12 protein-coding genes are annotated in these 13,729 nt (G+C 72.9%); 9 read left to right on the top strand and 3 right to left on the bottom strand.

The genetic code is table 11. The annotated features are described in order from the left end of the window. Positions 1-3 precede the first annotated feature (3 nt). A complete protein-coding gene (locus Q2K19_RS33115) occupies positions 4-1,923 on the bottom strand; it encodes a helix-turn-helix domain-containing protein (RefSeq protein WP_302766428.1) in 1,920 nt (639 codons plus the stop codon). Positions 1,924-1,937: 14 nt separating this feature from the next. Next, positions 1,938-2,720, bottom strand: coding sequence for a 3-hydroxybutyrate dehydrogenase (locus tag Q2K19_RS33110; RefSeq protein WP_302766425.1), 783 nt, complete (start codon positions 2,718-2,720; stop codon positions 1,938-1,940). 240 nt (positions 2,721-2,960) lie between these two features. On the opposite strand from Q2K19_RS33110, the gene Q2K19_RS33105 reads away from it, so the two are divergent. The 9 genes from Q2K19_RS33105 to Q2K19_RS33065 all read left to right on the top strand — a co-directional run bounded on the left by Q2K19_RS33105 (position 2,961) and on the right by Q2K19_RS33065 (position 12,788). After that, on the top strand, positions 2,961-3,242 hold the full coding sequence (locus Q2K19_RS33105; RefSeq protein WP_302766423.1) for a DUF1905 domain-containing protein: 282 nt from the start codon (positions 2,961-2,963) through the stop codon (positions 3,240-3,242). 105 nt (positions 3,243-3,347) lie between these two features. Continuing rightward, a complete protein-coding gene (gene ruvC, locus Q2K19_RS33100; RefSeq protein WP_302766422.1) occupies positions 3,348-3,875 on the top strand; it encodes a crossover junction endodeoxyribonuclease RuvC in 528 nt (175 codons plus the stop codon). After that, entirely contained in the window at positions 3,872-4,474 is a 603-nt protein-coding gene (ruvA, locus tag Q2K19_RS33095; RefSeq protein ID WP_302766420.1) for a Holliday junction branch migration protein RuvA, read from the top strand. Before ruvC ends, ruvA begins: the two co-directional genes overlap by 4 nt. Next, complete coding sequence (gene ruvB, locus Q2K19_RS33090; RefSeq protein WP_302766419.1) at positions 4,471-5,535, top strand: Holliday junction branch migration DNA helicase RuvB; 1,065 nt, start codon at positions 4,471-4,473, stop codon at positions 5,533-5,535. Before ruvA ends, ruvB begins: the two co-directional genes overlap by 4 nt. 122 nt (positions 5,536-5,657) lie before the next feature. Then, positions 5,658-6,020: a preprotein translocase subunit YajC gene (gene yajC, locus Q2K19_RS33085; RefSeq protein WP_302766417.1), complete on the top strand. Its 363-nt coding sequence runs from the start codon at positions 5,658-5,660 to the stop codon at positions 6,018-6,020. A gap of 220 nt (positions 6,021-6,240) precedes the next feature. Next, positions 6,241-8,163, top strand: coding sequence for a protein translocase subunit SecD (gene secD, locus Q2K19_RS33080; RefSeq protein ID WP_302766415.1), 1,923 nt, complete (start codon positions 6,241-6,243; stop codon positions 8,161-8,163). Position 8,164: 1 nt separating this feature from the next. Continuing rightward, positions 8,165-9,352 (top strand): protein translocase subunit SecF, encoded by a 1,188-nt coding sequence (secF, locus tag Q2K19_RS33075; protein WP_302766413.1) that lies wholly within the window; start codon positions 8,165-8,167, stop codon positions 9,350-9,352. Positions 9,353-9,456: 104 nt separating this feature from the next. After that, a complete protein-coding gene (locus tag Q2K19_RS33070; RefSeq protein WP_302766412.1) occupies positions 9,457-10,023 on the top strand; it encodes an adenine phosphoribosyltransferase in 567 nt (188 codons plus the stop codon). Between the two features lie 317 nt (positions 10,024-10,340). Beyond that, positions 10,341-12,788: a RelA/SpoT family protein gene (locus tag Q2K19_RS33065; RefSeq protein ID WP_302772888.1), complete on the top strand. Its 2,448-nt coding sequence runs from the start codon at positions 10,341-10,343 to the stop codon at positions 12,786-12,788. 70 nt (positions 12,789-12,858) lie between these two features. On the opposite strand, the gene Q2K19_RS33060 is transcribed toward Q2K19_RS33065, so the two are convergent. Continuing rightward, the gene (locus Q2K19_RS33060; RefSeq protein ID WP_302766411.1) at positions 12,859-13,698 is read right to left on the bottom strand and encodes a peptidylprolyl isomerase; all 840 of its coding nucleotides are present in this window, start codon (positions 13,696-13,698) and stop codon (positions 12,859-12,861) included. Positions 13,699-13,729 lie beyond the last annotated feature (31 nt).

Here is a 13,729-nt window from a genome sequence, read left to right as displayed (position 1 = left end):
CGGTCAGCCGGCGGGCGTACGCAGCCGGTGCAGGCGCAGGGCCAGCTGCACCTCCAGGGCCCGCTCCGGCTTCTGCCAGTCCGCGCCCAGCAGCTGCCCCACCCGCTCCAGCCGCTGGGTCACCGTGTTCACGTGCACGTGCAGCAGCTCCGCCGCCCGGGCCAGGCTGCCGCCCACCCCGAAGTACGCCTCGAGCGTCTTCACCAGCGCGGTGCCCCGCCGGGCGTCGTAGTCGACCACCGGCCCCACCGTCGCGGTGAGGAACCGGGCCACGTCCCGGTCGCCCGAGTCACCGACCGCGCCCAGCAGCAGCCCCACGAACCCCAGCTCGGCGGTGCTCGCGCCCTGCCCGGCGCGGCCCAGCGCACCCAGCGCGGTCAGGCACCGTTCCGCCTCGGCGAACGTGGTGGCCAGCGATGCCGGCCCGGTCGACGGGCCGCTCGCCCCGGAGGTCACCGGCCGGCCGGTCACCCGGGACAGGTCCCGGGCCACCGCGCGGGCCGCGCCACCCGCGTCGCCGCCGGGCAGCATCAGCACCACCCGGCCGTCGCGCGCCGCCGCCAGCCCGCCCCGCGTCGAGGCGTACGTGGTGGCCCAGGAGAGCACCCGCTGCCGGGCCGAGCCGGTCGCGGCGATCGCGTCGTCGCCGACCGCCACCAGCACGTGCGGGGCGTCCAGGTCCACCCCGAGCCGGCGGGCCCGGCTGCGCAGCGCGTCGGTGTCCCGCAGCGGCCGGGCGATCAGGTCGTCCAGCAGCTCACCCCGGACCCGTCCCTCCGCCTCCGCCACGGTCCGGCGGAACAGCAGCAGCAACGCGGTGACCAGCGCCGCCCGCTCCAGGATCCGCTGGTCGGCGTCGACCAGCTCGCCGTCCGGGCGCAGCACCAGCGCGCCCAGGTTCTCCGCGCCGGCCACCACCGCGGCGTACCAGAGCGGGCCCCGGCGGACGCTGCGCCCCTCGGTCCGGGACGCGGCCACCGCCTCCACGATGTCCGCCCGGTCCGGCTCCTCGATCTCGCCCACCCGGGCCAGCCGCCGCCCCTCGGCGTCCAGCGCCAGCAGCGCCCCGCCGAGCACCTCGGTGACCGCCGCCGCCACGTCCTCCATGCCGCCGCCGCGCACCACCAGCGCGGTCATCCGGTCGTGCGCGGCCGCGGCCCGCTCCACCGAGCTGCTGTGCGCGCGGATCGTGCTGTTCGCCGTCGACAGCTCCTCCAGCGCCGAGCGGGTCTCCGCCAGCAGCCGGGCGGTGTCGATCGCCACCGCCGCGTGCGCCGCCAGGGAGACCAGCAGCGACACCTCCTCCCGGGCGAACGGCCGGGCGGACCGGTTGGCCGCGTACAGCACGCCGATCACGCTCGACCCGAGGCGCAGCGGCACCCCGAGGATGGCCACCAGGCCCTCCTCGCCCACCCCGCCGTCGATCTCCCCGGTGTGCCGGAACCGCTCGTCCTCCTGATAGTTCGACGTGACGTACGGGGTGCCGGTCTGGGCCACCAAACCGCCGAGGCCGTCACCCAGCTCCAGCCGCAGCCGCTGGAACCGCGCCGAGATCGAGCCGTCGGTGACCCGCATGTAGGTGTCGCCGCGCTCGTCGTCGTTGAGCGTCATGTACGCCACGTCGGTGCCGAGCAGGATCCGGGCCCGGTGCACGATCGCCCGCAGCACGTCGTCCAGGTCGCGCAGCCCGGCCAGGTCGCTCGCCGTGTCGTACAGGCCGGACAGCTCGATCTCCCGGCGGCGCCGGCGCTCCAGCAGCGCGCGCACCCGCAGCGCGACCACCTTCGCCTGCTCCAGCTCGGCCAGCCGCTCGGCGGGCAGGCCGGCGGCCCGGGCGGCGACCAGCGGCCCCTCGAACTCGACCGCGGCGGCCTCCCGGGCCAGCAGTTCCAGGAACTCGACGGGCGACGACATGACCGACATTGTGCGCGTGGCCACTAGTTGGCCGTCCAGCCCCCGTCGAGGGCGATCGAGGCGCCGGTGATGAACGAGGCCGGCGGCGAGCAGAGGTACGCGACCAGCTCGGCCACCTCCTCCGGCTCGATCAGCCGCTTGATCGCCGCCCGGGCCAGCATGATCTTCTCGACCACCTCGTCCTCGCCGATGCCGTGGCTGGCCGCCTGGTCGGCGATCTGGCTCTCCACCAGCGCGGTCCGCACGTACGCGGGGTTGACGCAGTTGGCGGTCACCCCGTGCGCGGCGCCCTCCAGCGCCACCACCTTCGACAACCCCTCCAGCGCGTGCTTCGCCGAGACGTACGCCGCTTTGTACGGCGAGGCGCGCAGCCCGTGAACCGAGGAGATGTTGACGATCCGGCCCCAGCCGTTGGCGTACATGTGCGGCAGGGCTCGCCGGATCAGCAGGAACGGCGCCTCCACCATCACCCGCTGGATGTACTCGAAGCGCTCGACCGGGAAGTCCTGCACCGGCGCGACGTGCTGCAGGCCGGCGTTGTTGACCACGATGTCCACGTCGACGTCGAGCCGGTCCACCGCGACCGGGTCGGCCAGGTCGATCCCCTCGGCCCGACCACCCGCCTCGGCGGCCACCGCCTTGGCCGCCTCCACGTTGCGGTCGACCACCACCACCGCCGCGCCGGCCGCCGCCAGCCGCAGGGCACAGGCCCGTCCGATGCCGCTGCCACCACCGGTCACCAGGGCGCTGCGACCGGAGAGGTCGAGGCGTACGACGTGGGGGACCGCCACGGGTTCTGCCGTCATGGCGCACAAAGCTACGAGCTGTGTGGCCGGCGGCACATGGGGCGACGACACATACTCGACCGCTTCACTGTGTGGCGGGACACGCGTCCGGCCGGGAGCCGCCGCGACCGGCCGGCGACGGCGCCGCCGGCCGGTCCGGAGTCGGTGTCGGTGGGCCGTGGCATGGTGGCCACGGCCCACCCGTCGATCTCCTCGTCCGGGGGCCCGACGTGCGGTCCGGGGCCGGTGCGGGAGGTGGCGATGGCGGGCGCGACGAGGTCCTTCGAGGCGACGCTGATCCGCTGGTCGGGAGCGGGTGGCTGGGTGTTCGCCCCGGTGCCGGAGGGGCACGCGCCGGACACGGCGGGCCCGTTCGGCCGGGTGCCGGTCACCGCCACCGTGGACGGCCGCACCTGGGCCACCAGCGTCTGGCGGGACCGGCGGGCCGGGTGGCTGCTGCCCGTCCCGGCCCGGATCCGGGCCGGCAAGGACGACGGGGACCCGGTCACCGTCGCGGTCGAGGTCGATCCGACGCGGCGGTGACCGCGGTCGGCGGGGGAGCGCGGGCGTGTCCCGCCCGGCGGCCGTCGGACGGCACCAGTAGTGTGTCGAACACCCGTACTGCTGGCGGCTGGGGGAGGAGGCGGCGTGCGCGTGCTCGGCGTCGACCCGGGGTTGACCCGGTGCGGGGTCGGCGTGGTCGAGGGCGTGCCGGGGCGGCCCTGCACGCTGATCGCCTACTACGTCGTCTACACCGACCCGGCCGACGAGCTGCCGCTGCGCCTGCTGCACCTGGACCGCTCGCTCACCGACCTGGTCGCCGAGCACCGCCCGGACGCGGTCGCGGTGGAGCGGGTGTTCACCCAGCACAACGTCCGCACCGTGATGGGCACCGCCCAGGCCAGCGGGATCGCCGTGCTCGCCGGGGCGCGGGCGGGCCTGCCGGTGCAGACCTACACGCCGAGCGAGGTCAAGGCGGCGGTTACCGGTTCCGGTCAGGCCGACAAGGCGCAGATGACCGCCATGGTCACCCGGCTGCTGCGGCTGCCCGAGCCGCCCCGGCCCGCCGACGCCGCCGACGCCCTGGCCCTGGCCATCTGTCACGTCTGGCGCGGCGGCACCCGGTCCAAGCTGGCCGCCGCGGCCGAGCGGGCACGACGAGGAGGAGTGCGATGATCGCCAGCGTGCGCGGCACGGTGACCGCGACCGGTCCGGACCACGCGGTGGTGGAGGTGGGCGGCATCGGCCTGGCGGTGCAGTGCGCCCCGGGCACCCTCGCCGAGCTGCGGGTCGGCCAGCCGGCCCGGCTCGCCACCAGCCTGGTCGTCCGGGAGGACTCGCTCACCCTCTACGGCTTCGCCGACGACGATGCCAAGCAGCTCTTCGAGCTGCTCCAGACCGCCAGCGGCGTCGGCCCCCGGCTGGCCCAGGCGGTGCTCGCCGTGCACACCCCCGACGCGGTCCGCAAGGCCATCGCCAACGCCGACACCGCCGCGCTCACCCGGGTGCCGGGCATCGGCAAGAAGGGCGCCGAACGCCTCGTCCTCGAGCTGCGCGACCGGATCGGCCCGGTGCCGATCGGCCCGGACGGCGCCGCCGGGGTGACCGCCGGGGCCTGGCCGGAGCAGGTCCGGCAGGCCCTGGTCGGGCTGGGCTGGACGGCCGGCCAGGCCGAGCAGGCGGTGGCCGCCGTGGCGGAGACCGTCGACGGGGAGACCCCGCCCGTGCCGGTCCTGCTCAAGCAGGCCATTCGCCTCCTGGGCCGGACCCGATGACCGACGACAACCTGGTCTCGGCGTACGTCAGCGACGCGGAGCGGGACGCGGAGGCCAGCGTCCGGCCGAAGCGGCTGGAGGAGTTCATCGCCCAGCACCGGGTCCGCGACCAGCTCGACCTGCTGCTCCAGGGCGCGATGCGGCGGGGATCCCCGCCCGACCACATCCTTCTCTCTGGGCCGCCTGGCTTGGGTAAGACCACCCTGGCCAACATCGTCGCCGCCGAGCTGGGCTCGGGGATCCGGGTGACCAGCGGCCCGGCGATCGAGCGCTCCGGCGACCTGGCCGCCATCCTGACCAGCCTCACCGAGGGCGACGTCCTCTTCATCGACGAGATCCACCGGATCGCCAAGCCGGCCGAGGAGCTGCTCTACAGCGCGATGGAGGACTTCCGGGTCGACGTGGTGGTCGGCAAGGGCCCGGGGGCGACCGCCATCCCGCTCGACGTCGAGCCGTTCACCCTGGTCGGCGCGACCACCCGGTCCGGTCTGCTCACCGGGCCGATGCGGGACCGGTTCGGCTTCGTGGCCCACCTCGACTTCTACGCCCCCGCCGACCTGGAGACGCTGCTGCGCCGCTCGGCCCGGATCCTCGGCGTGCCGATCACCGACGAGGGCGCCGCGGAGATCGCCGGCCGGTCGCGGGGCACCCCGCGCATCGCCAACCGGCTGCTGCGCCGGGTGCGGGACTTCGCCGAGGTCCGGGCCGACGGGGTGGTCACCGTGGAGACCGCCCGGGCCGCGCTCACCGTCTACGACGTCGACGCCCTCGGGCTGGACCGGCTGGACCGGGCGGTGCTCACCGCGCTGGTCGACTCGTTCCGGGGCGGCCCGGTCGGGCTCTCCACCCTCGCCGTGGCGGTGGGGGAGCAGCCGGACACGGTGGAGGAGGTCTGCGAGCCGTTCCTGGTGCGGGCCGGGCTGCTGGCGCGGACGCCCCGGGGCCGGGTCGCCACCGAGGCCGCCTGGCACCACCTGGGGCGTACGCCACCGAATGGTACATTTGGCGCGGATGCCCCTCCGGCGCCCGATCTGTTCTCGATGCAGACCGATCAGCCGTGATCCGAACGTGATCTGTGCCGCATTCGGTGTTCCCAGGGGCAGGGATTAGACTTCGCCGCGGTCTTACAGGACGTGAGAATCCGCCTCCGCTCCGGCGCCCCCTCGGGGTCGGGCGGAGACCAATGGGAAGGTCGACAACCGTGCATTACCTAGCAGCGAGTGGCGGGGGAGCCGGCGGTCTGACGCCGATCCTCATGATCGCTCTGCTCTTCGGCGTCATGTACTTCATGATGATCCGCCCCCAGCAGAAGCGGCGCCGCGAGGCCGAGCAGATGCAGTCCGCGATCGGCCCGGGCGACGAGGTCGTCACCATCGGCGGGCTCTACGGCACGGTCACCGCCGTCGAGGACGAGACGGTCCTGCTCGAGGTGGCCCCGGGCGTGCAGACCCGGTACGCCCGCCCGGCGATCGCCCGCGTGGTCACCCGGGCCGAGGCCCCGGAGGCCGAGACGATCACCGAGGAAGCGGAGCCGGTCAAGGAGTGACCCCCTGCCCCGAAGGGGCAGCGGGATCACCGATACAAGTGGATAGTTGGGTCGGCGTCCGACGCCGGCGCGCCACACCTCGCCCGACGCCCCCGCGTCGCGCCCCGGGGCGCCGTGTCGGCCGGTGACGTCGACCCGCCAGAGCAGTCGGGCGGACACCCCCGGCCCGACTTCGTCGCCGCTGCCCAGCGGCGCGACCGTACAGGGAGACAAGACAGCCGTGGCACCACCTCAGGGACAGATGCGCCCCGGACGGCAGCTCGCCGTCCTCGGGCTCGTCTTCGTCGTCCTTTATCTCTTGGTGTTCTTCTCGGGCGGTGCCAGCGGTGGCTGGAAGGACCGGCTGGAGCCCCGGCTCGGCCTGGACCTGATCGGCGGCACCCGGCTGACGCTCGAGGCCACCAACAGCGTGGACGGCAAGCCCCCGACGGCCGCCAACCTCGAGGAGGCGCGCCAGATCATCGAGAGCCGGGTCAACGCGTACGGCGTGGCCGAGGCCGAGGTGGTCACCGAGGGCAACCGCAACATCGTCATCTCCCTGCCTGGCTCGAACCGGGACCTGACCGACGTCGGCAGCGCCGCCGAGCTGCGTTTCCGCAAGGTCCTCAAGGCGACCGACGGCAGCGGCCAGACCGCCGCCCCGGCCCCGACCGCCAGCGCCACCCCGGCCCCCTCCGGCAGCGCCACCCCGGCGCCGTCGGGGAGCGCGACGCCGGCGCCGTCCGGCAGCGCCGCGCCGCAGGTCACCTCCTCGCCGAGCGCCGGCGGGCAGGGCGGCATGGCCCCGGCGCCCAGCGCCAGCGCGGCCGCCCCGACCCCCGCGGCCACGCCGAGCGCCGCCGCGCCGAGCCCGAGCGCCAGCGCCGCGCCGGTGTCGCAGAGCGTCGAGCAGCAGCGCAAGGCCGTCGAGCAGAAGGTGGGCGCGGCCGCCTGGGGCGCCGCCACCGGCCTGAAGGCCCCGGCCGACCTCACCGCGGACCCGTCGCTGGCCGAGAAGCTCAAGCCGTTCGGCACCCTCTCCCCGCAGGAGATCGCGGTGCTGCCGGTCGACATGCAGTTCAACGTCCCGACCATCACCTGCGCCCAGCTCGACAAGCGGCCGCCGGCGTCGATCAAGGACGAGAAGCAGACGGCGGTGGCCTGTGAGGCCGGCGCCAAGTACCTGCTCGACGTCGCGAAGGTGGTCGGCACCGACGTCGACGACGCCAACGCGGTGCTCGACCAGACCAGCTCCTGGGTGGTCAGCCTGAACTTCACCGGCAAGGGCCAGGAGAAGTGGACCGCGCTGACCCGCGAGGCGTTCACCAACGAGGGCCAGGCCTGCGACCAGACCGCGCTCGGCCAGGACGGCAAGTGCCGCGTCGCGGTGGTCCTGGACAACGAGATCGTCTCGTCGCCGGAGATCCAGGGCGTGCTGACCGGTGACTCGCAGATCACCGGCAACTTCGACAACAAGACCGCGAACGCGCTGGCCAGCCAGCTCCGCTACGGCGCACTGCCGGTGACCTTCGTGCCGCAGGAGCAGCAGAACGTCACCGCGACCCTCGGCTCCAGCCACCTGCAGGCCGGTCTGCTCGCGGCCGGCATCGGCATGCTGCTGGTCATCATCTACTCGTTCTTCTACTACCGGCTGCTCGGCTCGGTCATCTTCCTCAGCCTGGTCCTCTCCGGCCTGCTGGTCTTCGGCTCGCTGGTGGTGCTCGGCCGGTCGATCGGGTTCACCCTCACCCTCGCCGGCCTCGCCGGCATGATCGTCTCGCTCGGTGTGGCGGCGGACTCGTTCGTCATCTACTTCGAGCGGCTCAAGGACGAGATCCGGGAGGGGCGCAGCCCACGCAGCGCGGTGCCGCGGGCGTGGGTCCGGGCACGCCGGACGATCATCTCGGCGAACGCCATCACCCTGATGTCCGCCGTGGTGCTCTACATCGTCTCGGTCGGCGCGGTGAAGGGCTTCGCCTTCGCGCTCGGCCTGGCGACGGTCCTCGACCTGCTCGTCGTCTTCCTCTTCCGTCACCCGATCATGACGATGTTCGCCCGGACCCGGGCGTTCCTGTCCCCACGGGTCAGCGGTCTCGGCCGGGCCCTGCCGGCCCGGTCGGCAGAGCAGGGCACCGCCCGCAACCCGCGCGTCAAGGAGGCCTGAGATGGCTAAGACTGGTCTGGCGTCCCGGCTCTATCGGGGCGAGGCCGATGTCAACATCGTCGGCCGGCGCAAGCTGTGGTTCGGCGTCGCCGGTGTGCTGGTGCTGATCGCCGTGCTCAGCTTCGGGATCCGGGGCTTCAGCCTCGGCATCGAGTTCGCCGGCGGCAACTCGTTCCAGGTGCCGGCCAGCGTCGGCACCCTGGAGCAGGCCGAGGCGAAGGTCGACGCGGCGCTGGCGGCCAAGGGCGGCGGCGCCGAGGTGGTCACCGCGCAGAAGGTCGGCAGCACCAGCGGCGAGTACTACGAGCTGCGCACCTCGCAGCTCACCGCCGAGCAGGCCAACGCGGTCAAGACCGACATGGCGCAGTCGTTCGGCATCCAGCCGGACCAGATCAGCGGCAGCCAGGTCTCCGAGGCCTGGGGCAGCCAGGTCACCTCCCGGGCCCTGCTCGGTCTGCTGATCTTCATCGCGGTGGTGGCGATCTACCTGATCCTGCGCTTCGAGTGGCGGATGGCGGTCGCGTCGATCGCCTCGCTGCTCACCAACCTGGTCCTCACCGCCGGCATCTACTCGCTGGTCGGCTTCGAGGTCACCCCGTCGACGATCATCGGGTTCCTCACCATCCTGGGCTTCGCGCTCTACGACGTGGTGGTGGTCTTCGACAAGGTCCAGGAGAACACCCGCGGCATCACCGCGAACAACAACATGACCTACGGCGAGGCGGCCAACCTGGCGCTCAACCAGAGCCTCATGCGGTCGCTGAACACCTCGGTGGTCGCCCTGCTCCCGGTCGGCGGTCTGCTCTTCATCGGTGCGGGCCTGCTCGGTGCCGGCACGCTCAAGGACCTCGGTCTGGTGCTCTTCGTCGGTATGGCGGTGGCGTTCCTGACCTCGATCCTGCTGGCCACCCCGCTGCTGGTGCTGCTGAAGAACCAGGACCCGCGGATCAGCGCGCACAACAGGCGGGTGCTGGCCCGGCGCGGCGCCATCGCCCGGGGCGAGGTCGCCCCGAAGGGCGCGCCGCGGGTGGCGCAAGCCGACGAGGTCATCGACCCGGAGGCGGCGGCCCTGGCCGGCAGCGCGCCGAAGGTGGGCGCCCGGCCGGCCGGCAAGCGCCCGACCGGCGCCCGGGGCGGCCGCCCCGCCGGCGGCGGAGGCAACCGGCCGGGCGGCGCGAAGCGCCGCTGACCAGTTCGGGGAGACCCGGTAGGAATCGACCGGACGGCGTCCGCCATGCTGTGCGAGCAGCATGACGGACGCCGTCGTCGTTTCGAAGGGACATGGGACGCACCGTGACGGAGACCCACACCACCGGGGTACGGGGAGACAGCGGCCCGGAGGTCGCCCGACTGGTCGCCAGCCGGGTGCTGGACGTGCCGGACTTCCCCAAGCCCGGGGTCGTGTTCAAGGACCTGATGCCGCTCTTCGCCGACGGTGACGTCTTCCGCGAGGTGATCGACGGGATCGTGGCGTACCACGGGCGTGACTCGTTCGACGTGGTCGCTGGCATCGAGGCGCGGGGGTTCGTGCTGGCCGCGGCCATCGCGTACGCGACCGGGGTCGGCGTGGTGCCGGTGCGCAAGGCCGGCAAGCTGCCCCGCGCCACGCACGCCGCCTCCTATGCCCTGGAGTACGGCGAGGCGACCCTGGAGGTGCACCAGGACGCCTTCACCGCCGGTCACCGGGTCCTCGTGGTGGACGACGTGCTCGCCACCGGCGGCACCGCCGAGGCCACCCTCGACCTGGTGGAGCGGGCCGGCGGCACGGTCGCCGGCTTCACCGTGCTGCTCGAGCTGGGCTTCCTCACGGGGCGCGAGCGGCTCGCCCCGCGTCCGGTCCATGCCCTGCTGACCGTTTGACCCCCCGGGGCCGTCGGACCGACCCGGCGGGGTCCGTCCGGCGGAGCGGCGGCGTACCCTGCGTGCGGGTAGCATTGCCCTTTGCTTGACCGGACGGGTGACCGTCCGGTGGCGCGACGACCGGCCGTACGGCCGGCGCGGTGCGGGGCCGCCGGGGCCGCGAGGTCCCCCGGTGGCCGGAGCGGACCACGTCGACCGGGGCGGACGTCACGGAACAACGCCGGCCCCGCGGTCGGTTGAACAGGACGTCGGCCGGACGGCCGGCGCATCCCCGGCGAGCGGTGAGGAGGCCGGTGTCCCACGATGTCGTCCCTCCGGTGGAGGGCACGGTGCACCCGACAGGCGACGCGGACGGCTCGGTGACCGAGCGGAGCGGCAACTTGCCGGCCCGGGTGACCGGCGCCTCCGGCGGCGGGCCCGACGCGCAGGCGGACGGCGGCGCGGTCGTGGTGCCGTTCCGGACCGACGCCGCGGGCGAGACCTCGCCCAGCGGCGGCTTCGCCCTCTCCAACGCCCCGACCGGCCGGCGGGTGCGCGCCCGGCTGGCCCGGTTCAACGCGCCGTGGCAGACCTCCCAGGTCAGCGAGGTCCTGGAACCGCTGATCGCGACCCACCGGGAGAACCACCCCAAGGCCGACGCGCGGCTGCTCCAGCGGGCGTTCGACACGGCGGCGCGCTGGCACTCGGGTCAGTACCGCAAGTCCGGCGACCCGTACATCACCCACCCGCTCGCGGTGGCGACCATCCTGGCCAATCTCGGGATGGACACCACCACCCTGGTCGCGGCGCTGCTGCACGACACCATCGAGGACACCGAGTACACCCTCGACCAGATGCGCGCCGACTTCGGCGGCGAGGTGGCCCTGCTGGTCGACGGCGTGACCAAGCTCGACAAGGTCAAGCTCGGTGACGCGGCCAAGGCGGAGACGATCCGCAAGATGGTCGTCGCCATGGCGAAGGACCCGCGGGTCCTGGTGATCAAGCTGGCCGACCGGCTGCACAACATGCGTACGCTGACCTTCCTGCCCCGCCCCAAGCAGGAGCAGAAGGCCAAGGAGACGCTGGAGATCCTGGCCCCGCTGGCCCACCGCCTCGGTATGAACACGATCAAGTGGGAGCTGGAGGACCTCGCCTTCGGCACCCTGTTCCCGAAGCGGTTCGAGGAGATCAACCGCCTGATCGGCGAGCACCAGCCGCAGCGCGAGGCGCTGCTGCGCCAGGTGACCCAGAAGGTGTCCACCGACCTGAAGGCCGCCAAGATCAAGGCGGAGACCACCGGCCGGCCGAAGCACCTCTACTCGATCTACCAGAAGATGATCGTGCGGGGGCGCGACTTCAACGACATCTACGACCTGGTCGGCGTGCGGATCCTGGTCGACACGGTGCGGGACTGCTACGCGGCGCTGGGCGTCATCCACGCCAACTGGCAGCCGGTCCCGGGCCGGTTCAAGGACTACATCGCCATGCCCAAGTTCAACATGTACCAGTCGTTGCACACGACGGTCATCGGGCCCACCGGCAAGCCGGTGGAGATGCAGATCCGCACCTACGCGATGCACCGCACCGCCGAGTTCGGCATCGCCGCGCACTGGAAGTACAAGGAGCACAAGGGCACCCCGGTGGTCGGCCCGCCGGCGCACATCGACGAGATGACCTGGCTGCGCCAGCTGCTCGACTGGCAGCGCGAGGCGGCCGACCCGAGCGAGTTCCTCGACGCGCTCCGGTTCGACCTGTCCAGCCAGGAGGTGTACGTCTTCACCCCGAAGGGTGACGTCATCCCGCTGCCGACCGGGTCGACGCCGGTGGACTTCGCCTACGCGGTGCACACCGAGGTCGGGCACAAGTGCATCGGCGCCCGGGTCAACGGCAAGCTGGTGCCGCTGGAGTCGACCCTGTCCAACGGCGACGTGATCGAGATCTTCACCTCGAAGTCCGACACGGCCGGCCCGACGCAGGACTGGCTCGGCTTCGTCAAGAGCCCGCGCGCCCGCACCAAGATCCGCCAGTACTTCAACAAGGAGCGGCGCGAGGAGGCGATCGAGGCCGGCAAGGACTCGATCGTCAAGGCGATGCGCAAGCAGGGCATGCCGCTGCAGCGGATGCTCACCTCGGACGCGCTGATGGCGATCGCCCGGGACCTGCACCTGGCCGACGTGGCCTCGCTCTACGCGGCGGTCGGCGACAGCCAGGTCTCCGCGCAGTCGGTGGTGCAGAAGCTGATGGCCGCGTACGGCGGCGAGGAGGGCGCGGCGGAGGACATCGCCGAGACCGCCGTCGCCACCCGGCCGCCGCGCAGCCGGCAGAGCAGCAGCGACCCGGGTGTGGTGGTGCGCGGGGTCAGCGACGTCTGGATCAAGCTGGCGCGCTGCTGCACCCCGGTGCCGCCGGACGCCGTCTTCGGCTTCGTCACCCGCTCCGGCGGGGTGAGCGTGCACCGGGACGACTGCGCCAACGCCGAGGACCTGCGCGCCCAGAGCGAGCGGGTGGTCGAGGTGAGCTGGAAGCTCACCTCCGCCTCGACCTTCCTGGTCGCCATCCAGGTGGAGGCGCTCGACCGGCACAAGCTGCTGGCCGACGTCACCCGGGTGCTCTCCGACGAGCGGGTCAACATCCTCTCCGCGACCGTCACCACCACCCGGGACCGGGTGGCGGTGAGCCGGTTCAGCTTCGAGATGGCCGACCCGAAGCACCTGGGGCACCTGCTGGCCGCGGTCCGCAAGGTCGACGGGGTGTTCGACGCCTACCGGGTCACCTCGGGGGCCTGAGGCTCCGACGTACGGAAAAGCGCCCGCCGGCTTTGTCAGCCGGCGGGCGCTTCTGCGTGGTGCGGGCGGGTCAGCCGCCCTGGATGTCACTCATCGTCAGCTTGTTGATGACGATCTCCTTCTTCGGGTGACCGCCGCCGGCCTGCTGGGCGAAGGCGCCGTCGTCGCCGGCCGCCGCGACCTGCTTGACCACGTCCATGCCGCCGGTGATCGTGCCCAGCACCGTGTAGTTCGGGTCGAGCTGGGAGTCGCCGTAGACGATGAAGAACTGGCTGCCCGTGCTGCTCGGCGCTCCGGAGTTGGCCATCGCGATGACGCCCTCCGGGTACGGCGGCCGCTCGTCGGTGGGCAGGTTCTCCTCGGCCATGTTGTAGCTCGGGCCGCCGGTGCCGTCGGTGTCCCGCCAGCCGCTGCCGGTCGCGCTCGGGTCACCGCACTGGAGCACCTTGATCCCCTGGGTCACCAGCCGGTGGCACTTGGTGTTGTCGAAGAAGCCCTTGCTGGCCAGGTGGGTGAAGCTACCTGCGGTGCAGGGCACCTCACTCCGGTCGATCTTGGCGGTGATGGCGCCCAGATTGGTGTCCATCGTCATCGTCTGGATGCCCTTGTTGTCCTGCTGGTTCGGGGGCAGCCCGACGTCCTTGATCTGCTTGGGGCGCGCGTCTTTCCCGATCTCGGTGTAGACGCACTGCGAGTAGCCCGCGGTGTTCGCGTTGGTCTGCTTCTTGTCGTCGCCGCCGAGCGAGGTGGCCAGCCAGACGGTGCCGGCGACCACGAGCACCAGCACGGCCGCGGCACCGACGATGGCCTGCGTCTGCCGGCGCTTGCGGGCCCGGCTGGCGCGCTCGGCCATCTCCCGCTCGAGTCGGGCCCGCGCCGCCGCGCGCTGCCGCTCTCTCGTGGACGTCACGGTCAACTCCTCCGGTGTTTCTCGGGTGCGG

The organism is Micromonospora sp. NBRC 110009 (genome assembly GCF_030518795.1).
Taxonomy (GTDB): domain Bacteria; phylum Actinomycetota; class Actinomycetes; order Mycobacteriales; family Micromonosporaceae; genus Micromonospora.
The sequence above is the reverse complement of the archived record's forward strand: the minus strand, read 5'-3'. Positions and strand labels throughout refer to the sequence as shown.